The following is a 23,048-nucleotide window of genomic DNA, read 5'->3' as shown; positions in this document are numbered from 1 at the left end:
GATCAGCGATCTCAGAATTCCGTCCAATCGTCTTGTACGGCTGCGGCGGTTGCCGCCTTGCCGCCGAAGGCGCTGGCGAGCTTGTTGGTCAGCGCGCGGGCGGGCGATGCAACAGGGCGGGCGCCTGATTGCGCGGCAATCGAACGGGGCGTGGCCGACGGTACGGCCTGGCCGAGCTTGAACTGTTGCAGCAAGGCGTCCAGCGCGTTGGCTTCCTGAGCCAGCGCATGGCTTGCCGCCGTTTGCTCTTCGACCATGGCAGCATTCTGCTGCGTACCCTGGTCCATATTGTTGACGGCGGTGTTGATCTCCTGCAGGCCGATCGACTGTTCGCGCGTCGCGGTGACGATCGCCCCGATATGGCGATTTATCTCCTGGACCTCGCTCACGATCTCGGCAAGCGCTTTGCCGGTTTCACCGACAAGCGAGACGCCGGTGTTGACATGGTCGCCTGAGGTCGTGATCAGAGCCTTGATCTCCTTGGCGGCGTTGGCGGAGCGCTGAGCCAGTTCACGCACCTCCTGGGCGACGACGGCAAAGCCTTTGCCCGCATCACCTGCACGGGCGGCCTCGACGCCCGCGTTCAAGGCAAGCAGGTTCGTCTGGAAGGCGATGTCGTCGATGACGCCGATGATGTTGCTGATCTCGCCCGATGACTTCTCGATCTGCTGCATGGCGGTGACGGCCTTGCGGACGACATCGCCGGAGCGCTCGGCACCGAGACGCGCACGCTCGACCAGATGGCCGACATCTTCGGCGCGCTTGGCGCTGTCGCGGACCGTCGTCGTGACCTCTTCGAGAGCTGCGGCGGTTTCCTCGACGGCAGCAGCCTGCTGTTCGGTGCGGCGGGCGAGGTCGTCGGCGGCAGAGCGGATTTCGCCGGCGCCGGCATTGATCGCCGAGGCATTGCGGCCAACCGCCTGGAGTGCCGACTGAAGCTTTTCAGCGGCATGGTTGAAGTCGTTTCGCAGGCTGTCGAAGTGAGCGGAGAAGGGCGTTGCGATCCGGCTTGCGACATCGCCGTTGGCCAGGTTCGAAAGACCGCCTGCCAGACTGTCGATCGCAAAGCGGATCTCGGCTGCCTCGCGGGCCTTTTCCTCGTCGGAGAGCTGGCGCTGGCGCTCGGCCTCGTCGCGCATGCGGTCCGTCTCGCCGGAAAGGCGCTGCTTTTCGATTGCGGCCTCCTTGAAGACCAGCACCGACTTCGCCATCAGGCCGACTTCGTCGCCGCGGTCAAGCGCCGGCACGTCGATATCGTTGTGGCCAGCTGCCAAGCGGCTCATGGCGACGGTCATGCCGACGATCGGCTGCGCGATGGTACGTGATAGAAGCCAGGCGAGCAATGCTGCGGCAAGCGATGCAGCGATGCCACCGACGATCAGCGTGAAGGTCAGATCCTCGTTGGCGTCGAGCTGGGTTGTGGCAAAGGCCGCCGACTTTTCGCGGGCGACAGCCTTGATCTTGGCGGAGGCCTGACGGAAGCCGTCGAGTTGTCCTTTCGTGGCGTTCACACCGATCTTGACGACGTCTGCGATCGGCGTCTCGGTTTCCTTGCGGGCCTTGGCCTGCGGTTCGGCGAGTTCGTGGAAATAGAGATCGGCCGCCTTTTGCATGCCGTCGATCATCCCGATCAGTTCGGCCTCGCCTGCAGCTGTCTGCTTGGCGGCAGCAATCGCCTTCAGCATGCGTTCGCGATTGGCGAAGATATCGCCATAGGTGCTGTCGCTGCGGAAGAGGATGAACCCCCGCAGGTTGACGGCCTGCTCCAGCATCGCCTGCAGCGCGTCGTCGATGTGATTGACGAGGAGCTCCGATTTCTCCTGTTCGGCGGCAGCAGCAGCCGAGGCGTTCGCCTTGCTGTACACATGGGCTGAGACGGAAATGAAGATGAGAATCAGTGCAGCAAAGGTTGCGGCAAGCTTTCCCTTCAAGGACATGTTGGCGAACACCGGTCAACTCTCCTGACAAAAACGGCGAAACAAGCCGCGCGAGACGCAGCGGCAGAGCGAATAAAACTGAATCATGATCTGCAGGTGGAGGTTTTGATGCCATCATGGCAGGGAACGGCCCGAGCGGACCGCTGCAATCACCGCGACGCTACGGGCACCGGCTTTAAATTTACTTAATCTGTCCTGGCCAAAATTTGGGGGAGAAATTGTTTCCACCCGCTCCCGCATTTCCTCGAAAGCCGTCATCTCACCTGCGCGCCGGCAACAAAAGGCTTGCAAGCGGCGGATTTGCCGGTCATGGACAGCCGATGTCCGATCAGAATACCCAGCGCCTCGACCAGCTTCTCGTGAGCCTCGGTCTTTTTTCCAGCCGCTCGCGGGCACGCGATGCCGTCAGCCGTGGCACAGTGAAGGTCGGCGGCGCTGTCGTGACAAAGCCGGGCGCGCTCCTTGCCGAGGACGCCGAAATCGAGGTCGATGATCCGGCGCAGGATTACGTCTCCCGTGCCGCGCTCAAGCTCATTGCGGCGCTCGATCATTTCCATCTCTATCCGGCGGGCCACCACTGTCTCGACATCGGCGCTTCGACGGGCGGCTTCACGGAAGTGCTGCTGGAGCGCGGCGCGGCCCATGTGACCGCCATTGATGTCGGTCACGGGCAGATGCATCCGCGCATCGCAGGCGATCCGCGGGTCACGAATATCGAGGGGCTGAACGCCCGCAATTTGACGGCAGAGGATATCGGCCGGCCAACAACCTTCGTCGTATCGGATGTTTCGTTCATTTCGCTGAAGCTGGCGCTGGCGCCTGCGTTGAAGATCGCCGAGCCTGGCGCCATTGCAGCGCTTTTGGTAAAGCCGCAATTCGAAGCCGGGCGCGAAGCGATCGGCAAGGGCGGACTGTTGAAGGACCCTTCCTCCGCGCCCGCGGTCGCAGCGGAGCTCGAGCGCTGGTTCGCCGAGGACATGGGCTGGAAGAGCCTCGGGCTCATCGCTTCGCCGATCGTCGGCGGCGACGGCAATCAGGAATTTCTACTCGCAGGAACAAAGCCGTGAGCACCGAAACAGTCACCATCCAGAAACTCGGCGGCCAGGGCGACGGTATTGCCGACGGCGCGGATGGCCCGATCTACGTGCCCTTCTCGCTGCCCGGCGAAAGCGTGGCGATCGCGCGCGTCAAGAACCACGGCACGATCATGTCGATTGCCAAGCCTTCAGCCGACCGGCAGGAGCCGCCCTGCCGACATTTCGGCCCGGACGGCATCAACGGAACTTGCGGCGGATGCACGCTGCAGCACATGGCGGATCAGCCCTACCGGACCTTCAAGCGGCAGCTGGTGATCGACGCACTGAAGTCGAAGGGCATATCGACCGGGGTCGGCGAACTCGTCCCGGCACATCCCGGCGAGCGGCGGCGCGTCGTCTTTGCGGCACGCAAGACCGAGAAGGATATGCTGATCGGCTTCAACCAGGCCGAAAGCCACCATATCGTTGCGATCGAGGAATGTCCCATCTCATCGGCAGCGATCCTTGCACGGCTGCCGGCGATCAAGGCAATAGGCGCAGCGCTTGCCACCAGCGCCGAGGCCTTTCGCATTTCGGTTCTCGAAACACTTTCCGGGCTCGATCTCGCCGTAGACGGGATCAAGAAAATGCCGGACCCGCAGCGGCGCAAGGCGATTGAAACCGTGCTTGGCCTTCGCGGCATCGCGCGCGTTTCGCTGAATGGCGAAATCCTCGTCGAGCCCTCCAAGCCGATCGTCGACTTCGGCGGTGTGCAGGTCTCGCCGCCGGCTGGCAGCTTCACCCAGGCGACGAAGCCAGCCGAAGAGACGATGGCCGAGCTGGTGCTTGCCCATGTCGGCAAGGCAAGGCGCATCGCCGATCTCTTTGCGGGCGCCGGAACTTTCTCTCTTCGGCTTGCCCGGATCGGGCGCGTGCATGCCGTCGAAGGCGAGGAGAAGGCGCTCGCCGCCCTCGACCAGGCGGCGCGCAAGACACAAGGGTTGAAGCCGGTCAGCGTCGAGAAACGCGACCTTTTCCGCCGCCCGCTGATGACGTCCGAGCTGAAAGTCTATGACGCTGTGGTCTTCGATCCGCCTCGCGCCGGAGCCGAGTTCCAGTGCCGCGAGCTCGCCCGTTCGACAGTGAAGAAGATCGCCGCCGTCAGCTGCAATCCGCTGACATTGGCGCGCGACCTCTCCATTCTCATCGAGGGCGGCTACCGGATCACCGGCGTCACGCCGATTGACCAGTTTCTCTGGACCTCGCATGTCGAGGTGGTGGCGACGCTGGAAAAATAGGCCCCCCAGGCTCTCATTGAGCCATCGCGATCCAGCGCGCGAATGAAAATGCCCGCGCCAACGCGGGCATTTTTGGTTTGAAGCGGCAGGGGTCAGGCGGCGCGGCGGCTAGCCGAAGCCGTCGTTGCGTGCGCCCCGGGTTGTAGGTTGAACTGCGCCAGAAGCTGCATCAGCTTTGCGGCCTCGGTTGCGAGGCCGTGGCTTGCCGCTGTCTGCTCTTCGACCATTGCAGCGTTCTGCTGTGTGCCCTGATCCATTGTGTTGACGGCCATATTGATCTCGTGGAGGCCGGTCGATTGCTCACGGGTGGCCGTGACGATCGCGCCGACATGGCGGCTGATTTCCTGCACCTGCAGAACGATCCCCTCCAGTGCTTTGCCGGTATCGCCGACCAGCGTCACACCGGAGCGAACCTGGGAATTCGAGGCCGTGATCAGGCTCTCGATCTCCTTGGCCGCCTTGGCGGAACGCTGCGCCAGTTCCCGAACTTCCTGCGCGACGACGGCAAAGCCCTTGCCTGCCTCGCCGGCCCGTGCGGCTTCGACACCGGCATTGAGCGCCAGAAGGTTCGTCTGGAACGCGATATCGTCGATGACGCTGATGATGTTCGAAATCTGCTCGGACGACTGCTCGATGCCGTTCATCGCATCGACCGCCTTGCGGACGATCTCGCCGGATTCTTCGGCGCCGGCGCGTGTGCGGTTGACGAGATTGCCTGCTTCCTCGGCGCGGCGGGCGGTGTCCTTGACGGTGGTCGTGATTTCCTCGAGTGCTGCGGCAGTCTCTTCGACTGACGCTGCCTGCTGTTCCGTGCGGTGGGCGAGACCATCGGCAGCCGTGCGGATCTCCGACGCACCGGCATCGATCGCATGCGCGTTGCGGCCGACGCTCTGGAGTGCCGCATGCAGCTTGCCGACGGCCGTGTTGTAGTCGCTGCGGAGACGGTCGAGATGCACGGCGAACGGCGTTTCGATGCGGTGGGCGAGATTACCCTCCGAAAGCGCTCCCAGCGCACCCGCCAGCGCATCGACGGCGGTACGGATTTGCGCCGCCTCCAGCGCTTTTTGCGCTTCGCGATCCTGACGCTCGCGCTCGCTCAGTGCGCGGCTGGTCTCGGCCTCTCCTTCCAGGCGCTCGCGGTCGATTGCGTTGTTCTTGAAGACGGCGACCGCTTCGGCCATCGAGCCGATCTGATCGCGGCGTTCCTCCCCGGGAATGGCGGCGGAGAGATTGCCGGCTGCCAGGTTCTGCATCGCAGCTGTCATGGCGGTGACCGGGCGAATGACGAGACCGTGCAGGAGCCAAGCCATGGCGACGATCATCAGGCCAACGGCGAGAAGCGTGGCGATGGTCGCTGCGATGCGGAATTCGTCCAGGGACGCGAAGGCTTTGTCGCCGTCAACGACGAAGCCTAGATGCCACTCGACCGTCGGCAGGCCGTCAACCGGCAGGAAGCTGACGAGAGCCGGTTTTCCGTCGAATTCGCTCTCGACCAGGCCGGGACCGATCGACGGCGTCGCGTTCGGGAAGGCATCGGCAAGTGTCTTGGTAACAAGCTTTGCATCCGGATGGATGAGAATCTGGCCGCTCTTGTTGACCAGGAAAGCCATGCCCTGGCCGCCGAGATCGATCTCCTTGATCATCTTCACCATGGTATCGAGCGAGAAATCGCTGCCGACCACGCCGGCAAGCTTGCCGTCGCGCTTGACCGGAACGGCAGCACTGATGATGAGGTCGCCGCTCGAGGCGTCGGTGTAGGGCTCGGTCAGGACGGGCGCATCGGCCTTGACAGCATCCTGATACCACGGGCGCTTGCGCGGATCATAGTCCGCCGGGAGCGGCAGGTCCGGCCAGGACGTGAAGACGCCCTGTTCGTCGCCGAGATAGGTACTGACGAAGTGCTTCGTCAGGACGTCGTTCTGCAGCACGCTGACAACGCCGGCGCGATCGACAGCCTTTGCGGAGGCGTTTGCGACCATCGCGGTCAGCGTGACGCGACCGTTCATCCAGTTGGCAAGGCTGCGTGCAGCCTGCTCGCCGGAAGACTGGATATTCGCTTCGATCGAGGCCGCCGTGACGCTGCGCTGCACAAAATTGATATAGGAGGAAAAGGCGACAAAGGCCGCGAGAACCACGGCAGACGCGGCGACAAGGATGCGCGTCATCAAATTCGTCTTCTTTTTCAAGATGCGGTCCTTTCGGATCGTCTGCCGTCCCATCGGCGCACAGGAACGCGGGGCGGGAGCGGAACAGGCAGATGGCTCATGGAGACAAGGATGCGCAAAGCGCCTCATGCGCCCGGACGACCGAATGGAATCAACTCGTCACCCCCTGATTATTAGGGGCTACTTAAAACAGGCTTAAAATTTAGCAAAAATCCTGTGCCCCGCATCAGCGCCGCATGAAGGCCTCGAAAGCCGCACGGGCTTCCGCGCTCTTCAACTGTGCGGCAAAATGCCGGGCCTCGTCATCGATGCGCGCAATGACTTCGGCACGGTCGCCGCGGATGAGATCACGAGCAATCTTCAAGGCTTCCGGGGGCTTGGCGGCGAGTTTTGCGGCGGCAGCAAGGGTTAGGGGCTCAACGTCCGGCGCGGAGCAAACCCTCCAGACCAGCCCGGCATCCTTTACCTCCTGCGCGGAGAATGCTTCACCTGCAGCAAGCAGGGCGAAGGCGCGCTGATGACCCATGATGCGCGGCGCGAGCAAGCTGGAGGCAGCTTCCGGCACGAGCGCCAGGTCGACGAAAGGTGTGCGAAACTGGCTGCGGTCGGAGGCGACCGTCAAATCGCAATGCATGTGCATCGTCGTGCCGATGCCGATCGCCAGCCCATCGACGCCGGAAACCAGGGGCTTTTCGGCATTGACGAGCGCATTGAGGAAATCGAGAAGCTCGCGGCCAAGGGAGCCACCCATCGCCGCCGCAAGGAAGTCGCCGATATCGTTACCTGCGGAAAAAGCGCCTTCCGTGCCGAGGAAGACCGTCGCCCGGATGGCGATGTCCTCATTCGCGGCCTTCAGCGCTTCGGTCATCCGCACATACATGGCGCGGGTGATCGCGTTCTTCTTTTCCGGGCGGTTGAAGCGAATGATCTGTACGCCGGGATGGGCAGCGGATTGTTCGACGATGATGTGGTCGGACATGATGATCCTCAGGCAAGAGCAATGCGGGCAGCGGCGAGGCTATCTGCGCCGTTGATGACGCGATCCTTCAAGGCGGCGGTTTCCGACAACAGATTTTCGGCGGCAAAGCGGCAAAGCGCAATGCGCCTTTCGTCTGCACCGTCAGATACCCTGGCAAGACCGCCTTTGGCGAGGTAGGAGCCGGTCAGGGCGAGCCCGAAGAGGCGCTGATAGGGCGTCGCTCCCGAAAGGGCATCGGCCACCTTGCCATCTGCCTGCACCTTCAAAAGCCAGCCGGTTGCCTGTTCGAGATCGGCGATGGCCGAATCAAGCCGCGCTGCCGTTTCGCCAAAGCCATCGAGATTGGAACTGCGCACCTGATCAGCGATATCGCGAAGCTCGGCGAGGAAACCTTTCACGTGATCGCCGTTCGAAAGCGGCAGCTTGCGGCTGACGAGATCGATCGCCTGGATACCGTTGGTGCCTTCGTAGATCGGCGCGATTCGAGCGTCGCGCAAGAAGCGGGCAGCGCCCGTCTCCTCGATGAAGCCCATGCCGCCATGGACCTGAATGCCGAGCGAGGCGACGTCGACGCCCGCATCGGTCGAGAAGGACTTGGCGATCGGCGTTAGAAGCGCAGCGCGTTCCTGCCAATGCTGCTTGTCTCCACTGGCGCGATGCGACATGTCGATCGCGTGGGCGCAGGCATAGGAAATGGCGCGGGAGCCTTGCGTCAGCGCCTTCATCGTCAGCAGCATGCGGGCAACGTCGGGATGTTCGATGATTGGGCTCATGCCGCTGCCGCTCCAGCCGGGCGCCCTGCCCTGCGTGCGCTCCATGGCATAGGCTATCGCCTTCTGCGTCGCGGCTTCGGCGATCGCGACACCCTGCATGCCGACCGTCAGGCGGGCGTTGTTCATCATCGTGAACATGCAGTTGAGACCCTTGTTCTCCTCGCCCACGAGCCAGCCGACCGCCCCCTTCTCGCCGCCGAACCTGCCGTCGCCATAAATCATCGTGCAGGTGGGCGATCCGTGGATGCCCATCTTGTGTTCCAGCGAATGGCAAAAGACGTCGTTGCGGCGACCAAGCGAGCCATCGTCGTTGACAAGGAACTTCGGGACGAGGAACAGCGAAATGCCGCGCGTGCCGGCCGGTGCATCAGGCAGGCGCGCGAGGACGAGATGGATGATGTTGTCCGTAGCGTCGTGCTCGCCCCAGGTGATGAATATCTTCTGGCCGAACAGGCGATAGGTGCCGTCATCGCGCCGCTCGGCCCGGCTCTTCAGCGCGCCGACGTCCGATCCTGCATGCGGCTCGGTGAGGTTCATGGTGGCAGTCCACTGGCCGGAGATGAGCTTCGCCAGGTATTTGTGTCGCAGTTCCGGGCTGCCGTGGGCGCTCAGCGCCTCGACCGCACCCATCGTCAGCGTCGGGCAGAGCGCGAAGGCTGTGGCGCCGGAGTTCCACATTTCAAGCGCGGCGACGTTCAGCATGTTGGGCAGGCCCTGGCCGCCATATTCCTCGGGGCCTGTCAGTCCGTTCCAGCCCCCTGCGATCCAGTCCTGATAGAGTTTCGCCCAGCCATCCGGGGTCTTCACTTCGCCGTCAACCAGACGAGCGCCCTGCCTGTCGCCGATATCGGCCAGCGGGGCGACTTCTTCCGTCGCGAAACGACCAGCTTCGTTCAGGATCGCGTCGACGAGATCCTCGCCGAGGTCACCGAGCAGGCCTTTATCGATCGCGTCGCTCAGCCCTGCGACATGTCTCAGAGTAAACGCGATGTCCTCGACGGGCGCCTTGTACATATCATCTCCTCGCATCTCAAACGGAACCGTGGTTCCAAGCCTCCGATGGCAGAGCTAATTGATTTTTACGTAAACGTCAATTTCGAATTCGGCGTTTCAGAATTGACGACATCTTGCCGCTCGCAGGTCTTCACACTTGCACAAACAACCGTCATGGAGAATCTCTAAACAGACTGATCGCATCGAAAGGATCGCGACCGATGGATACATTGCCCGCCAATATACCCGGCCTCGTCTGGGCCTACAGTTTTCCGGCAGGAAGCGGCAAGGCAGTGCGCCTGCACAACAGTGCGTTTCCGGCAGAACTGGTGTCCGGCAACGGCTTTTACTGGCTGCATCTCAACCTCGCCGATGCGCGCGTCCCCGCCCTGCTCGAGACGCTGGACGGCCTTTCCGAAGATGCCAAGACGGCTCTCACAACGCGCGATACGCATGCAGCGCTTACCGTGGACGAGCAAATGCTCTACGGCACGCTCATCGACTGCCAGCGTGAATTCGATCAGGATACCAACGATCTCGGCTGGCTGCATTTCGCAATCGCCGATCGCTTCATCATCACCACCCGTCTGCAGCCGCTGCGCAGCGTCGAGCGGGCGCGCGCGATGATCGAAAAGAATCCGGCAAAATTCTCCCGGCCGGTGGACCTCTTCGAACTGCTGGTGATCGAGTTTCAGCGCACGCTGATTTCTGTTGTCATGGAGCTCACCGAAGAGCTGAACCTCATTGAGGACTTCGTCTACGACAACGTTTCGCGCGATGAGCGGCGGCGGCTGGCGCCGGCACGCCGCACAATCGTACGCCTCCACCGGCACCTTAGAAACGTGTTGACGCTCATGCGGCGGGCCTCGGCCTCCGACGAGGACGAGATGCCCTTCGGCTTCGAGGATATCGCCGGGCGGCTAACGAGCAGGCTGGAATCGGTCGACCACGATATCTATGCATTGCAGGAACGCGCCCGCTTGTTGCACGAGGAAATCGACTCGAAGCAATCCTCCGAGACCAACCGTCACCTCTACATCCTTTCGATCATGACAGCCTTCCTGCTGCCGCCAACGCTGGTGACCGGCTTCTTCGGCATGAATACGGCTAATCTACCCTTCGCCGAAGGACCTGGCGGTACGGAATACGCGGTGGCGCTCCTTATCGCTTCGGTGCTGCTTGCCTGGTGGCTGCTCAAGCGGGTCAATATTCTCTGACAAGAAAAATCGCTGTCCAATGCACTGCTGCCATGGACGCGTATCGAAATAGCGCAGACTTTGCGTGCCGGCTCGTACTTCGTCGCGCAGAAACAACATCAAAGTGCGTGCACTCGACGACATTATACTGGGTGTAAATGATGTTGCGGTGACCTGCCGCTTCTACGAACGCGTGCTCAGCATGGAGGTCCGGGAGGAGCGATCCGGGAAGTGGTCATTGCATTTCGGCGCCAACAAGATCAGCCTTCAGGACGCCGGTGCACCGCCAAACATAGCCCCGCGAAACTGTCCCGGGCAGCGGTAACTTCTGTTTGCTAACCGATACCCCGCTGGACGCGGTCATCCTGCAGATCAAGCGCCAAGGCGTGGAAATTGTCGACGGGCCGGGCGAGCGGGCCGGAGCGATGGGTAAAATCCCGTCCGTCTACTCCAAGGATCCGGACGGCAACCTCCTCGAGAGGTGAGCAACTGGCTCTATATTGAGCGCATCGAGTCGAGACGAAGGCTTTGCGGTGCGCGTTCGTTCTCTGGCGCAAAGCAGCCGCCATAGTGCCGTCCTCTCGAGGTGGGCTGGCGGCGTTTGTATTCACTATCGAAAAGCCCGGCAGTGCTGCCGGGCTGATCGGTTCAAAAATTGTATTGAGCCTCAATTGTAAGGCGAATAGCATTGCTGCCGCGGGCCGTTATAGGGCTGGAACGTATTGTCGTAAGCCCGGTATGAACGGTAGCGGTTTGCGCACCAGGCGACGTGACCGCCGCCGCCACTGTAGGCCGGCGGAGCGACGTAGCGCGGCTGCGAGGCGATCGCGCCACCGATTAAGGCGCCGGCGCCGAAAGCAGCCAGCGGATACCAGTAGCCGTTATAGTGACGATAGCCAGGGCGCGAATAGCGATAGCCGCGATAGCCGCCATAGTAACCAGGGCGATATGCGGGTCTGTAACCCGGATAGTATCCGGGACGATAGCCCGGGCGATAGTAACGGCGATACTGAACGTTCTGCACGTCCGAGGATTTTTCCATCTGCGGTGCTGCCGGCATCTGAATGGCCTGGGACGGCACGAAGCTCGTCAGGACAACAGCGGCGGAAAAGACGGCACTGACAATTTTCTTACTGAGCACATTCATTGTATTCTCCAATCCCCAAGCGCGAATCTGGCCTCGCCTGTAACGTATGGGTGCGGAAAATGTTCCCAACACGCGCCGTTCGGCAGGGATTGCGTTTCTACCGGAACGCAAATGAACCGGGGATTAACCGGTTCATTCCTGCAATTGAAACGGGAAGAGTCAGGCGACGTCGGAAAGCTTCGCCTGATCGCCCTGGAGGCGGTTCACCATGAAGTTCGAATACCATTCGAGGAACTGCATGACGCCGCCTTCATGGAGCATCGAGTAGGGACCGGGCTCATAGGCCGGCGAATGGATGCCGAAGGCATTCTCTTCGACGATGCGGCGGTCCTGATCGTTGGTTTCCGTCCAGACGTGCGTGAGTTCCTCGAGATTGTAGTCCACGCCTTCGACGGCGTCCTTGTGCACGATCCACTTCGTCGTGACGGCTGTCTCGTTGGCGCTGAGCGGCAGGACGCGGAACGAGATCGCGTGGTCGCCGAGCAGGTGGTTCCAGGTCGTCGGATAGTGAAAGAGCAGCATAGTTCCGATGCGGTCGATCTTAACATCCTCCGAAAGCGGGCGCTTGACGGCACTCTTGCCGGACATGGTGTAGCTTTCGGCATCCTCGATCAGCGGCATGCGGGCGGTACGGAACTGGCCGTCCGGCGAGATCTGGAACTTGCTCGGAAGGCCCGCCGCCTCGCAGCGCGCCCAGTGACCGGCGATTTCCGGGTCGTCGGCGCCACCGTCCGTGCCGGTGACGCTCGGGGCTTCCGGATAGGTGCGGCAGAGTTCCGGATGGTTGGCGGCGCAGTGATAGCACTCGCGGTTGTTTTCCCAAACGAGCTTCCAGTTGCCCTTCTCGATAATGGTGCTCTGGAAGGCGATCTTGCCTTCGCTCAGACGGTGGGGAAGCAGATAGGGGCTGACCATGTCGCGAATCGGCTGGAAGTCCGGTGCCTTTTCTGCCAGGCAGATGAAGATGTAGCCCGCAAAGTTCTCGCAGTGCACGGGCTTCAGGTTGTAGCCGCTCTTGTCGAAATCATCGCCCATGTGTCGGGCGAAGGCGAGCTTGCCGTCGAGATCATAAGTCCACTGGTGATAGGGACAGACGAGGCGGACCGACGAGCCGTGCTCCTTGGTGCAGACTCGCGAGCCCCGGTGGCGGCAGCTGTTGTGGAAGGCACGGATGACGTTGTCGCGGCCGCGTACGATGACGACGGGATACTGGCCGATTTGAACCGTGAAATAGGCGCCGGGCTTCGGCAATTCGCAATCATGACCCATGAACAGCCAGTCGCGATAATAGATCATCTCCATATCGAGCTTGAAATAATCTTCGTCGATATAGAAAGGTTGCTCAAGGCTGAAGCCTGCGCGCCGGTTTTTGAGCTGCCGCAAAACGTTGGTGCGAATATCCATCTGTTTATCCTCGTGCCATAGGCTGCCGCCGAAAAGGCGGGATGGAAGCGCCCGCTTCTTCTCCATGCGGGAGAACTATCATGGCGTCATTTAACCACCGGCCATGACTGCCGCTTGGTTGTAATGCGACATCGGCTTCGAAATTGACGACAGCGTGGCGACGCAACACGATTTTCGCCTCCGCTCCAGAGCCTTCAAATGCGACATCCGACAAACTCAAACCTGACAGCACAATCCACCTGCATTCGCCGTCATTATCGCATCTGCGACGCCCTTTCGCCACACGCTCCCGCCATCATGCGCAGGAGATGCGCTTTAACGGGCCATTAAGCATAAACTCCTATATTTCCCTTATCAGACAAAGCAGATGGAATGCGAGCCATGGCGAAAATTCGCTATTTCGACGCCAAAGGAGATGCCAGGCCGCAGGAGATGAAGCCTGCAGCGCCGCATTCCGAATTTCTCCGCACCGGCAAGATCACCCGCGATCGTGCGCACTGGCTCGCCGAAGAACGCCGCTACCTGAGCTACCGCGAAGTAAGCGAGAAAACCGGCCGAAAACTGCACACGGCAGGCATCAAGGCGCACCAGCAGATCAATGGCTTCCACCGCACGATCCAGTTCCCCAAGATGGTGTTCCACCGGACGCTCGCCGACAGCCCGCATCTCGGCTACTGCCATGTCACGGCGGCTCGGACGAAATTCGCCCGCTACGAGGAGGTCAGCTGGGCCTTCTACATCGCTAATTTCTACGCAGACATCGGCGACAACGACAATTTCTTCCACCACATCGATATCAAATATTCCCGCATGTATTTCGCCGTCGCAATCAAGCCCGGCGAGCATACGCCGGAGAAAATGACGATCGACCGCTCCATTCGCGGTAATGGCGTGCTCTTCAGAACCGACGATCCGCAGGTGGCGATCAGGAATGTGCTTCTGCTTGGCGCCCGCAACGAACAGCTTCGAGAAATCATCCGCCAGCTCTGATATTGATCGCAAGCTTTCAAAGGCCTATGGGACTGCCTGGAACAACGGGCGGCACATGGCACGCATAATCGACATCGCAGAACATCGACATGAAGCGCTGCAAATGGCGTCCGCCGTGCTTTCGGAAGGTTTTCCGGTCGCCATCCCGACTGAAACCGTTTACGGCCTTGCTGCCGATGCCACCAATGCGGCGGCGATAACCCGTATCTACGAGACTAAGGGCCGCCCCCGCTTCAATCCGCTGATCTGCCATATGAGCGATCTGGCGATGGCGGAAGAATATGCGGAGTTCGATCCGATCTCGCGCGCACTGGCGGAAGCCTTCTGGCCAGGGCCGCTGACGATCGTTCTGTCCTTGAAGGCGGAAAGCCGGATCCATGCGCTGGCAACAGCCGGTCTGGATACGGTTGGTATCCGCGTGCCGAAGGGGTTTGCGGGCGATCTGATCCGCGCCTTCGGCAAACCGCTCGCCGCACCCAGCGCCAACACATCGGGCAGGATCAGCGCCACCAGCGCAGCGCATGTCGACGCCGATCTCGGCGGCAAGATCCGGCTCATCGTCGATGCAGGCGCCAGCACCGTCGGCGTCGAATCCACCATCGTCAAGGTCGAGGACGGCGACCTGAAACTGCTGCGGCCTGGTGGGCTTCCGGCTTCCGAGATCGAGCGCGTCGCCGGCAAGCGGCTGCGGCGTGCGGGCAAGGCATCCGCAGCAATCGAGGCTCCCGGCATGCTCGCCTCGCATTATGCGCCCGGTGCCAATGTCCGTCTCGATGCCGGGGCTGTTAAAAGCGACGAGGCCTTGATTGCCTTCGGCGCGGTCGATGTCCCGGGTGCGAGCGATGCCGTCATCGTGCTCAACCTCAGCCCCTGTGGCGATCTGGCGGAGGCGGCTGCCAATCTTTTCGACTACATGAAGAAGGCCGATGCCAGCGGCGCAGCGACGATCGCGTTTTCACCGATACCGGACGAGGGTCTTGGCGAAGCGATCAACGACCGTTTGCGGCGTGCCGCCGCGCCGCGCGAATAACAAGGAAGGAATGAGCTCGATGAGCGCCAGCGTCTCGCCCGAACTTCTTGACCGCTTCGCCGCAATCGTCGGCGAGAAATACGCGCTGCGCAGCGAGGCCGAGCTTGCCCCGCACCTGATTGAGAACCGCGGCCTCTACCACGGCTCCTCGCCTCTCCTGCTCAAGCCCGCGAATGTCGAGGAGGTTTCGGCCATCCTGAAGCTTGCCACGGAAACCGGCACTGCGGTCGTACCGCAGACGGGCAATACCGGCCTCGTCGGCGGCCAGACACCGCGCGAGGGCAAGTCGGACATCATCGTCTCGCTCGAGCGGATGAACAGGATCCGCGACGTCGATCCGGTCGCGAACCTGCTGGTTGCCGACGGCGGCGCAATCCTCGCCGAGGTGCAGAAGGCGGCCGAGGCGCATGGCAAACTATTCCCGCTCTCGCTCGGCGCCGAAGGCTCCTGCCGGATCGGCGGCAACCTGTCGACGAACGCCGGCGGAACGGCGGTGCTGGCCTATGGCAATATGCGCCAGCTTTGCCTTGGCCTCGAAGTCGTGCTGCCGACCGGCGAAATCTGGGACGGACTTCGCCGCCTGAAGAAGGACAATACGGGCTACGACCTTCGCGATCTCTTCATCGGCGCCGAAGGCACGCTCGGCATCATCACCGGTGCCGTCCTCAAGCTTTACCCGCAGCCGCTCGGCCATCAGGTCGCCTTTGCTGGACTGAACTCCGTGGAGGAGGCGCTTGCCCTGTTCAATCTGGCGGGCAGCCTCTGCGGCACCTCGCTGACCGGCTTCGAGCTGATGCCGCGGTTCGGTGTCGAGATCACTGCCAAACATATCGAGGGCGTGCGCGATCCGCTGGAATCGGCTTACCCGTGGTATGTGCTGATCGACATCTCGACCTCGGATTCGGCCGAAACCGCCGAGCGGATGATGAATACGCTGCTCGAACAGGGTTTTGATGCGGGGCTGGTCCAGGACGCGGCGATTGCCTCATCCGTCGCGCAGCAGAAGGCGCTGTGGCATATGCGCGAGAGCATGTCGGAGGCCCAAAAGCCCGAAGGCGGGTCGATCAAGCACGATGTTTCTGTGCCGGTCTCGAAGATCCCGCATTTCATGCACGAAGCCGGCGACGCCGTGATGGCGGCAATGCCCGGCGCCCGCATATGCGCCTTCGGCCACATGGGCGACGGCAATATCCATTATAACATTTCTCAGCCGGTCGGCGCCGACAAGGACGCCTTCATCGCCCGCTGGCATGAGATGAACGCGATTGTGCACAGCATTGTTCTGGCACACAGCGGCTCGATCTCGGCTGAGCACGGCATTGGCCAGCTCAAGCGCGACGAACTCGCCGCGATCCGCCCCGCCATCGAGATCAACCTGATGCGCCGCATCAAGCGTGCCCTTGATCCGGCGAACATCATGAACCCCGGGAAAGTGGTCAGCGTGGAATGAGAACGTGGCGGCTTAACCGCCACCGGTCAGAATCTGCAGAGCCGGCGATTGGCTCGTGACGTTCTGAATGTCGTACATCGCCGTGAATCGCTTCACCAACTTGTCGACCTTCTTCGAGTCGCCAAGATCCTTCAGGTCCACAAACTTTTCGAGAAGCGCAACCTGCTTGTCGACATCCATGCTGGAGATCTGGCTCGGCAGGTTGTAGGCGGTGGTGATAACCTGGAAGAGTGCCTTGTCGCCTAGGATGGAGTAGAGCGAGGTGATATCCGGCGCCTTGCGGGCGAAGTAAAGCGCCAAGCGCGTGCCGTCGTTCGTCTCGCCTTCCTGCGTCTCGAGCGTCTGTTGCAGATAGGCATCCTGCGTGCGATCGAGCGCACCTTGATCCTGGACGATGCCCAGCTTGGCGCGCGTGAGATTGCCCTCCGTGTCGAAGTTGAAGTCGGCGACGAGGTTCTTGAACTTCGAGTCCACCTTGGTGTTCAGATAACTGCTTGCATCGTCGGGATCGGATGTGAAAATCTTCCGCAGCGTCTCTTCGTCGTAGTCCTTCGGATCGAGACCGACAGACTTGAGAATCAGACCGGTCAACCGGTCGTCCTCCAGGAAATCATCGAGAGATTGCACCGATTCCATGGTCTTGGCGAAATAGTCGACTTCCTCGGTCGCATCTTTGGATGCCTTCTCCTTCAGGGGACCGTCCTTCATCAGCATTGTGACATGCGACTTATAGTTCGTCGCATATTTGGCCATCGCGGCTGGCGACAGTGCCTGCAGCTGGATCGACGCGTTCCCTTCGCCATCGAAATTGAAGGCTCTTGCCAATTGGGTGATGCGGTCATCCTTGAACGACGCGACATAGCCCTCGGGGTCGTAAGGATCGCTTGCCAGCAGCTTGCGCATGACGGATTTCGACAATTCCTCTTCCGTCAAGCCGTAAGCCTGAAGCGCAACCTGATAGAGGTCGGGCAGATCGTCGTTCGTCTTGTCTAGGTCGCCGGTCTTGTTGGTCTTCAGGAAATCGTTGATGCTGTCGACGTCGGAGAAATTGTCCAGCGTCCTGGTATCGGACATGCGTGTCTTGTAGTTGGCGACGATTTCCTCGATGGCCGCTTTCGCCTCGTCGTCGTAACGGGCCATGTAGTTTACGGAAGTTGCCTGGATCAGGGAATCCGATTGCGGGCCGTCGGGTCCGAGGACGCTTCCATCAGCCTCAAAGCTGAAGGCCTGATGGACAGCCGTGGCACCCATCGTATTGGCATAGGCCGGATCAACAAGGATTTGCCTCAAGGCCGTGTCGCTCAGGTCCGTGCCGAAGCTGCTCGGGCCAAGACTGTAAGCGGCCCTGATGTAGTCCGTCAGGCGCTCATCGGCGATGAGGCTGTCAACGTTGGTGATCGTCTTGATCTTGGATTCGTAATAGGCCTTGTTGTAGTCGGCAGCGGCCCTCGTCGTATAGACGATATCCGGAAACACGTCGTTGTCGACAATGACGGTCGACGAATTCAGATTGTACTGCTCCATGACCGTGTTTTTCTGGGTCGCGGTCTGGGCCGAGCCATTGACTGTGCCGTCTGCATTGAAATTGAACTGCGCCGCGAGCGCTTGGTACTTCTCACCGCCCTGAAGGTTCACCACGCTGTTCGGATCGTTGAGATCGCTGGTCAGCACATCCCGCAGAAACTGCTTGGACGCGTAGGTCGTATCGATGCCGAACGTCTTCAGCACATAGGTGCGCAGCCGCGTATTATTGACGAGATCATCGACTGTTTGCACGTCAGCGATCTCCGCGCTGTAATAGTCGGTGTCCTTGATCGCCTGCTTTTCCTGATCGGTGAAAGATGCGTTGTACCTGTCTATCAGGTCGTCTTCCTGCGCATCCGTCTGCGCATCGGGCTTGGGCGCATTAAAATTGAACGCCGCCGCGAACTGCTTGTAGCGCTGGTCCGAAAGCTTGTTGGCGAAACTGTCGGGGTCTGTCAGGTCGCTTTCCAGCACCTTCTTCATGAAGGCCTTGGCATAGGTCATGTCGTCGAGGCCATAGGCCTTCATCGCATAGCTGTAGAGCTTGTAGTTGCCGAGGAAGTCGTCGACGTCCTTCACCTTGTTGATATTTTCGGCGTAGTATTCGGCGTCCCTTTTGACCGTCGCCTGCGAGGCAATGCGATCAAGACTCGTTTTCGGGTCACGACTTATGATCGCGTAGGCAACGGAGGCGGAAATCATGAATGCGCCCTTAAACAGCAAAACCTAAAAGAATAATGCAGGATCCTGCGCGCATTTTGCCATGCAAAGCTTACCCGAGACTTACCTGACGCTGTCCCGCTTTGGCGCAGCCATCCTCGCCGGTCCGTTCATGGTCCGGAAACCCTGCCACATTGGTTTTTGATAACCATCGGGGAAGGCAAAGTTTTCTTAACCGCAAATTTTAAGTGGTCCGGAAGAGGCCCCGCCTATTGTCGAGGCGTAGAGGGCGAAAAAGCCCCGAGGAGAAGACCGGAAACCGGCTCTCAGGTAAGACAAGGGTAGAAATGAACATGAATAACACCGTTATGAAGCCCGCTTGGGCTGGAACGACACTGCGTCTCGATCCGTCGCGCTTTCCCCAGCAGGTCAGCTACGCCATCCACGACTCCACAAGTGACGTCAGCATAACGATCGATGAACGCGGCGCCGTCCTCCGCAAGACCCTTCCCTCCAGCGGCCTGCCGCTTTCCGTTGCCCTGCCGAAGCGCGCTTTCAAGGGCGTTGCAGCCCGGGCGATCGACCACGGCAACGGGGAAGTGACCGTAACGCTGGAATTGCACCACGAAGACCCGGATCTCTGCATTCCCCTGCTTGTCGCCCACGATCTGTCCGATATCGCGGCCGATTGGCGCGGCTGGTCGGAGGCATTCCGCATTCCGATGCTGATGGTGGAGGCCGACGGCATTGCACGCCCGCTCGAGGAGCACCTCGGCGATTTGCGTACCAGCCACATGAAACCGCGCCGGCGCCATTCCTATTTTGCCAATCGCCGTCCGCGCTTCCTCGTGCGCCGCACGACCGGCAAGCTCGGCGTGACAATGAAGATCGAAGGCAAGGAAATTATCGCCCGCAATTAAGAATTCGGCGAGTGACCCAATCTGAAACCCGGCCGAGCGCCGGGTTTTTCGTTTCAATCAGGGAAGCCCAAAGAGCAGCGAGACGAACAGTCCCGCAAAGATGATCAGCCCGACACGGTTATTCGACTTGAAAAGCGCCAGGCATTGCGTCGCGTCGTTGATATCGAGCCTGGCGATCTGCCAGGCGAACATGCCGGTGGCAATCAGCAGCCCGAGATAGGCCGCGAAACCGACGCTTGCCAAAACAAAGGCAAGCAGCATCAGGATCAGTGTTGCGCCATAAAGACCGATCAGCCACTGCCGCGTCCGATCGCCGAAAAGCCGGGCGGTGGAACGCACGCCGATCAATTCGTCGTCTTCCTTGTCCTGATGCGCATAAATCGTGTCGTAACCGATCGTCCAGGAAACGGAAGAAAGGTAGAGCGCAATCGCCGCGAAAGACAGGCCGCCGAATATGCCAGCCCAACCCATCAGTGCGCCCCAGGAAAAGGCAAGACCGAGAAAAAACTGGGGCCAGTCTGTGAAGCGCTTGGCAAACGGGTAGAGCGCGACGATGGCGAGCGAGAGCACGCCGAGAATGACTGCAAACCAGTTGAACTGCAGAAGCACCAGCAGACCGGCAAGCGCCTGAAGCACCATGAATATCTTTGCCTGGAGGCGCGTGACGCGCCCCGAAGGCAGGGGCCGCGAGCGGGTGCGTGCGACCTCCATGTCGATCCTGTGATCGACCAGATCGTTGTAGGTGCAGCCTGCCCCGCGCATGGCGACGGCGCCGATGAAGTAGAGAACCAGGTGAAACAGCGTCTGCGAGCCGGAAAACAGACCTTGTCCCGCGGCCACATTTGCGGCAAGCGCCACCGACCAGAAGCAGGGCCACATCAGGAGTTGCCAGCCGATCGGCCTGTCCCAGCGCGCCAGCTGCGCATAGGGCCAGAGCCATGAGGGCAAAACCCGGTAAACCCAATTGTCCGAAGGCGCATCGGCAACGCGCCCGTTCAAGCCGCCAATCTGTTGCATGCAGCCATCTAGCGACGGGCGAAGGCGCGGGTCAATAGCAGCGAGCCCTGCCTCCGCGTTCATCTTCGCCGATAGAGAAAATATCGGCCCTTCTCGACGGACGGAGGCACCGGCATTTCCTCCAGTTCGGAATGCTTCAATCCCAGGCCGCTTGCTACAAATCCGCCACGGGTCAGCACCGCGACCATGCGAGAGGGCAACCACTCGCGGATGATTGCATCCTGCTCCGGATAACCGGTTCCGATGTCGGCATGAACGAGGGCCGCCCTAGTGCCGGTATAACTCAGGCAAGTCTCCCTGATGTCACCGATGACGACATCGCCGTCATCGGGCCGGCAGCTTCCATGTGCGCCGTTTTCGCGGTCGAATGCAATGATGTGCCGATCCGCGAAGCGCACCCGCAAATGGCTGTAGGTCCTGCCATTGCCGAGGCCGATTTCGAGGATCGGTCCATCGGGCAGGCTCGCCTGCCTTGCCGCGATGTGATCGAGGATATCCCTCTGTGCGGAAATCCTGCTGATGAAATCGTCGAGACGCGTTCGCATAGACAGCTCCGAAGCTTGAACTCGAAACAAGCTTTAATTTCAATCGTTCATCGCGCCGCTCGAAAGCGCAACAGACCCCTACCGCTGATTCCAGCGCCGGATCACCGGCTCCGTCAGATCGTGCTCATAGCCTAAGATGCTGATGCTTGCAGTATCAAGGACGAAGCGCGAGCCGTCTTCCGGCGGCAGGCCGAGCCAGCGGGCAGCGAGCACGCGCAGGAAATGGGAGCTGGAGAAGATCAGGATCGGCGCGCCGGCTTGGCGAAGCTCGCGCACGATACGGTCCGCCCTTGCGCCGACATCTGCGGCCATTTCTCCGTCCGGGCAGCCGTCGCGGAAGAGCTGCCAGCCGGGGCGGGCCGCGAGGATTTCCTTCGTCGTGATCCCCTCATAGGCACCATAATCCCATTCGGCGAGATCGGGCTTGATCACGGCATCTGCGCCGAAAGTGGCAAGGGCGCAGGTGTTCGCCGCCCTTTGAGAAGGGCTCGACCAGACGGCCGAGACAATCAGTCCCTTCAGGCGATCCGCGAGCTTGCGGGCGGCCGTCTCGCCATTCGGGGTCAGCGGGATATCAGTCCTGCCGGTATGTTTTCCGGAGAGGCTCCATTCTGTTTCGCCGTGGCGGACAAGATGGATTTCGGGAAATGCACTGCTCATCTGCAAGCCTTTCCTTGTAGAAAAAACGCGCCCGAAGCCGCGCCGCGATATCAGAAGACAACCTTTTCCAAGGGAGGCCGCGTGGCTTCGAATTCCTTCAGCTTCGCCTCGTTTTCGGCAATGTAATTGCGGTTGTCCGGTGTCGAATACTGGTTCTTGGAAACCTGGATCTGCATGACGAAGAGTTCATCCCAGCGGAAGCCTATTTCGGAGCCGGCGAGATAGAATTCCCACATCCGGAAGAAGCGCTCGTCGTAAAGAGCGACGGCTTCTGCCTTGCGCGCCATGAAGCGCTCGCGCCAACGGCGGAGCGTATAGGCATAATGCAACGGCAGGACCTCGATGTCCCGGATCAGCAGTCCGGCCTTTTCGATTGCAGGCACCGTCTCGCCGATCGACGGGATGTAGCCCTGTGGGAAGATGTATTTCTCGATGAAAGCATTTGTCGCAAAGCTCGGCTTCGGCCGGGCGATGGAATGAAGGAGCATGACGCCGTCGTCGGCGAGAAGTTCATGCACCTTGCGGAAGTAATTGTTGAAATTGCCGATGCCGACATGCTCGAACATGCCGACCGAGACGATGCGGTCGAATTTCATGCCCGTCATCGTGCGGTAATCCTGCAACTCGAAGCGGACGCGATCGGCGAGACTGCGCTTTTGGGCGCGCTCGCGCGAGATCTTCAGTTGCTCTTCGCTGAGCGTGATGCCGGTGACGTCAACGCCCTTTGTCGATTCCGCCAGATACATCCCCATGCCGCCCCAGCCCGAGCCAATTTCCAGAATACGCTGGTTGGGCTCCAGCAGAAGCTTGGCTGCGATATGGCGCTTCTTGGCGACTTGTGCTTCCTCCAGGCTGATGCCCGGCGGGTCGAAATAGGCGCAGGAATATTGCCAGTCCTCATCAAGAAAGAGTTCGAAAAGCTTTTCCGACAGGTCGTAATGATGAGCGACATTGCGCTTGTTGTGATTGACCGGCAGCCGGCTCTTCAGCTGCTGCAGTGCAATGCGGCCGACCAGAAGTGCGGCCATCGGAACATCGAAAATTTCGTTGGTGGTGTTCTGCTTCACCATCGAAAGGAAGTCGTAGATGTTGCCCTGTTCAACAATGAACCGGCCGTCCATGTACATTTCGCCGAGCTTGAGGGTGGGATCGCGGCGGACAAGCTTCTCCGCCTCCTCGTCGGCAATCCGGACGACGACCAGATCCCCGGTGCCATCGCCAATCGCGTGTGTCTCGCCATTGGCCAGCGTGAGCTTCAGATTACCCTTGCGGATGATTTTTTGGACAATCGATAAAAATCCCGACGCCATGAAAGGCCTCGCATATGTGACAGGATGATATCGG

20 protein-coding genes are annotated in these 23,048 nt (G+C 60.6%); 9 read left to right on the top strand and 11 right to left on the bottom strand.

What is annotated here, in order from left to right; translation table 11 throughout:
- Positions 1-11 precede the first annotated feature (11 nt).
- Positions 12-1,937 carry a methyl-accepting chemotaxis protein gene (locus RGR602_RS04805; protein WP_039846655.1) on the bottom strand — a complete coding sequence of 642 codons (1,926 nt, stop codon included), beginning with the start codon at positions 1,935-1,937 and terminating at the stop codon, positions 12-14.
- A 320-nt stretch (positions 1,938-2,257) separates the two neighbouring features.
- Between RGR602_RS04805 and RGR602_RS04800 the strand changes: the two genes are divergently transcribed.
- Both RGR602_RS04800 and RGR602_RS04795 read left to right on the top strand, forming a co-directional pair.
- Positions 2,258-3,004: a TlyA family RNA methyltransferase gene (locus RGR602_RS04800; protein WP_039844166.1), complete on the top strand. Its 747-nt coding sequence runs from the start codon at positions 2,258-2,260 to the stop codon at positions 3,002-3,004.
- On the top strand, positions 3,001-4,251 hold the full coding sequence (locus RGR602_RS04795) for a class I SAM-dependent RNA methyltransferase (protein ID WP_039844165.1): 1,251 nt from the start codon (positions 3,001-3,003) through the stop codon (positions 4,249-4,251). The genes RGR602_RS04800 and RGR602_RS04795 overlap by 4 nt, the downstream gene beginning before the upstream one ends.
- A gap of 92 nt (positions 4,252-4,343) precedes the next feature.
- Here the strand turns inward: RGR602_RS04795 and mcpU are convergent, their stop codons facing one another.
- The 3 genes from mcpU to RGR602_RS04780 all read right to left on the bottom strand — a co-directional run bounded on the left by mcpU (position 4,344) and on the right by RGR602_RS04780 (position 9,182).
- Positions 4,344-6,437, bottom strand: coding sequence for a methyl-accepting chemotaxis protein McpU (gene mcpU / locus RGR602_RS04790; protein WP_039846654.1), 2,094 nt, complete (start codon positions 6,435-6,437; stop codon positions 4,344-4,346).
- Positions 6,438-6,642: 205 nt separating this feature from the next.
- Positions 6,643-7,395: a crotonase/enoyl-CoA hydratase family protein gene (locus tag RGR602_RS04785; RefSeq protein ID WP_039844164.1), complete on the bottom strand. Its 753-nt coding sequence runs from the start codon at positions 7,393-7,395 to the stop codon at positions 6,643-6,645.
- An 8-nt stretch (positions 7,396-7,403) separates the two neighbouring features.
- Positions 7,404-9,182 carry an acyl-CoA dehydrogenase gene (locus RGR602_RS04780; protein WP_039844163.1) on the bottom strand — a complete coding sequence of 593 codons (1,779 nt, stop codon included), beginning with the start codon at positions 9,180-9,182 and terminating at the stop codon, positions 7,404-7,406.
- 200 nt (positions 9,183-9,382) lie between these two features.
- On the opposite strand from RGR602_RS04780, the gene RGR602_RS04775 reads away from it, so the two are divergent.
- The 3 genes from RGR602_RS04775 to RGR602_RS38070 all read left to right on the top strand — a co-directional run bounded on the left by RGR602_RS04775 (position 9,383) and on the right by RGR602_RS38070 (position 10,842).
- The gene (locus tag RGR602_RS04775) at positions 9,383-10,378 is read left to right on the top strand and encodes a transporter (RefSeq protein WP_039844162.1); all 996 of its coding nucleotides are present in this window, start codon (positions 9,383-9,385) and stop codon (positions 10,376-10,378) included.
- Positions 10,379-10,442: 64 nt separating this feature from the next.
- Positions 10,443-10,682, top strand: coding sequence for a VOC family protein (locus RGR602_RS39365; RefSeq protein ID WP_323808234.1), 240 nt, complete (start codon positions 10,443-10,445; stop codon positions 10,680-10,682).
- A 7-nt stretch (positions 10,683-10,689) separates the two neighbouring features.
- A complete protein-coding gene (locus RGR602_RS38070) occupies positions 10,690-10,842 on the top strand; it encodes a VOC family protein (protein ID WP_223843972.1) in 153 nt (50 codons plus the stop codon).
- Positions 10,843-11,024: 182 nt separating this feature from the next.
- Here the strand turns inward: RGR602_RS38070 and RGR602_RS04765 are convergent, their stop codons facing one another.
- Together RGR602_RS04765 and RGR602_RS04760 are read right to left on the bottom strand one after the other, a co-directional pair.
- Positions 11,025-11,504, bottom strand: a complete 480-nt coding sequence (locus tag RGR602_RS04765; protein WP_039844161.1) for a BA14K family protein — start codon at positions 11,502-11,504, stop codon at positions 11,025-11,027.
- 159 nt (positions 11,505-11,663) lie between these two features.
- A complete protein-coding gene (locus RGR602_RS04760; protein ID WP_039846653.1) occupies positions 11,664-12,908 on the bottom strand; it encodes an aromatic ring-hydroxylating oxygenase subunit alpha in 1,245 nt (414 codons plus the stop codon).
- A 381-nt stretch (positions 12,909-13,289) separates the two neighbouring features.
- Between RGR602_RS04760 and RGR602_RS04755 the strand changes: the two genes are divergently transcribed.
- The 3 genes from RGR602_RS04755 to RGR602_RS04745 are packed head-to-tail and all read left to right on the top strand — an operon-like array spanning position 13,290 to position 16,378.
- A complete protein-coding gene (locus tag RGR602_RS04755; protein ID WP_039844160.1) occupies positions 13,290-13,898 on the top strand; it encodes a DUF6656 family protein in 609 nt (202 codons plus the stop codon).
- Between the two features lie 55 nt (positions 13,899-13,953).
- The gene (locus RGR602_RS04750) at positions 13,954-14,928 is read left to right on the top strand and encodes an L-threonylcarbamoyladenylate synthase (protein WP_039844159.1); all 975 of its coding nucleotides are present in this window, start codon (positions 13,954-13,956) and stop codon (positions 14,926-14,928) included.
- A 19-nt stretch (positions 14,929-14,947) separates the two neighbouring features.
- Positions 14,948-16,378: an FAD-binding oxidoreductase gene (locus tag RGR602_RS04745; protein WP_039846652.1), complete on the top strand. Its 1,431-nt coding sequence runs from the start codon at positions 14,948-14,950 to the stop codon at positions 16,376-16,378.
- Between the two features lie 12 nt (positions 16,379-16,390).
- Here the strand turns inward: RGR602_RS04745 and RGR602_RS04740 are convergent, their stop codons facing one another.
- Positions 16,391-18,604 carry a DUF1217 domain-containing protein gene (locus tag RGR602_RS04740; RefSeq protein WP_039846651.1) on the bottom strand — a complete coding sequence of 738 codons (2,214 nt, stop codon included), beginning with the start codon at positions 18,602-18,604 and terminating at the stop codon, positions 16,391-16,393.
- Between the two features lie 311 nt (positions 18,605-18,915).
- Between RGR602_RS04740 and RGR602_RS04735 the strand changes: the two genes are divergently transcribed.
- A complete protein-coding gene (locus RGR602_RS04735; RefSeq protein WP_039846650.1) occupies positions 18,916-19,482 on the top strand; it encodes a DUF6101 family protein in 567 nt (188 codons plus the stop codon).
- Positions 19,483-19,539: 57 nt separating this feature from the next.
- Here RGR602_RS04735 and ubiA read toward each other — a convergent pair whose 3' ends face one another.
- The 4 genes from ubiA to RGR602_RS04715 all read right to left on the bottom strand — a co-directional run bounded on the left by ubiA (position 19,540) and on the right by RGR602_RS04715 (position 23,014).
- Positions 19,540-20,499 (bottom strand): 4-hydroxybenzoate octaprenyltransferase, encoded by a 960-nt coding sequence (gene ubiA, locus RGR602_RS04730; protein ID WP_039846649.1) that lies wholly within the window; start codon positions 20,497-20,499, stop codon positions 19,540-19,542.
- Between the two features lie 59 nt (positions 20,500-20,558).
- Positions 20,559-21,044: a class I SAM-dependent methyltransferase gene (locus RGR602_RS04725; protein ID WP_039844158.1), complete on the bottom strand. Its 486-nt coding sequence runs from the start codon at positions 21,042-21,044 to the stop codon at positions 20,559-20,561.
- Positions 21,045-21,122: 78 nt separating this feature from the next.
- Positions 21,123-21,704 (bottom strand): histidine phosphatase family protein, encoded by a 582-nt coding sequence (locus RGR602_RS04720; RefSeq protein ID WP_039844157.1) that lies wholly within the window; start codon positions 21,702-21,704, stop codon positions 21,123-21,125.
- 50 nt (positions 21,705-21,754) lie between these two features.
- Positions 21,755-23,014, bottom strand: a complete 1,260-nt coding sequence (locus tag RGR602_RS04715; protein WP_039844156.1) for an SAM-dependent methyltransferase — start codon at positions 23,012-23,014, stop codon at positions 21,755-21,757.
- Between the last annotated feature and the right edge of the window lie 34 nt (positions 23,015-23,048).

The sequence above is a fragment of the Rhizobium gallicum bv. gallicum R602sp genome (assembly GCF_000816845.1).
GTDB classification, from domain to species: domain Bacteria; phylum Pseudomonadota; class Alphaproteobacteria; order Rhizobiales; family Rhizobiaceae; genus Rhizobium; species Rhizobium gallicum.
Note: the sequence above shows the minus strand (reverse complement) of the source record. Positions and strands in the feature narration are given on the sequence as shown.

Coding starts and splice junctions, on each gene's coding strand:
- RGR602_RS04805 (WP_039846655.1), bottom strand. CDS start 1,937: ATGTCCTTGAAGGGAAAGCTTGCCGCAACCTTTGCTGCACTGATTCTC.
- RGR602_RS04800 (WP_039844166.1), top strand. CDS start 2,258: ATGTCCGATCAGAATACCCAGCGCCTCGACCAGCTTCTCGTGAGCCTC.
- RGR602_RS04785 (WP_039844164.1), bottom strand. CDS start 7,395: ATGTCCGACCACATCATCGTCGAACAATCCGCTGCCCATCCCGGCGTA.
- RGR602_RS04780 (WP_039844163.1), bottom strand. CDS start 9,182: ATGTACAAGGCGCCCGTCGAGGACATCGCGTTTACTCTGAGACATGTC.
- RGR602_RS04775 (WP_039844162.1), top strand. CDS start 9,383: ATGGATACATTGCCCGCCAATATACCCGGCCTCGTCTGGGCCTACAGT.
- RGR602_RS04765 (WP_039844161.1), bottom strand. CDS start 11,504: ATGAATGTGCTCAGTAAGAAAATTGTCAGTGCCGTCTTTTCCGCCGCT.
- RGR602_RS04760 (WP_039846653.1), bottom strand. CDS start 12,908: ATGGATATTCGCACCAACGTTTTGCGGCAGCTCAAAAACCGGCGCGCA.
- RGR602_RS04755 (WP_039844160.1), top strand. CDS start 13,290: ATGGCGAAAATTCGCTATTTCGACGCCAAAGGAGATGCCAGGCCGCAG.
- RGR602_RS04750 (WP_039844159.1), top strand. CDS start 13,954: ATGGCACGCATAATCGACATCGCAGAACATCGACATGAAGCGCTGCAA.
- RGR602_RS04745 (WP_039846652.1), top strand. CDS start 14,948: ATGAGCGCCAGCGTCTCGCCCGAACTTCTTGACCGCTTCGCCGCAATC.
- RGR602_RS04740 (WP_039846651.1), bottom strand. CDS start 18,604: ATGATTTCCGCCTCCGTTGCCTACGCGATCATAAGTCGTGACCCGAAA.
- RGR602_RS04735 (WP_039846650.1), top strand. CDS start 18,916: ATGAATAACACCGTTATGAAGCCCGCTTGGGCTGGAACGACACTGCGT.
- ubiA (WP_039846649.1), bottom strand. CDS start 20,499: ATGCAACAGATTGGCGGCTTGAACGGGCGCGTTGCCGATGCGCCTTCG.
- RGR602_RS04725 (WP_039844158.1), bottom strand. CDS start 21,044: ATGCGAACGCGTCTCGACGATTTCATCAGCAGGATTTCCGCACAGAGG.
- RGR602_RS04720 (WP_039844157.1), bottom strand. CDS start 21,704: ATGAGCAGTGCATTTCCCGAAATCCATCTTGTCCGCCACGGCGAAACA.
- RGR602_RS04715 (WP_039844156.1), bottom strand. CDS start 23,014: ATGGCGTCGGGATTTTTATCGATTGTCCAAAAAATCATCCGCAAGGGT.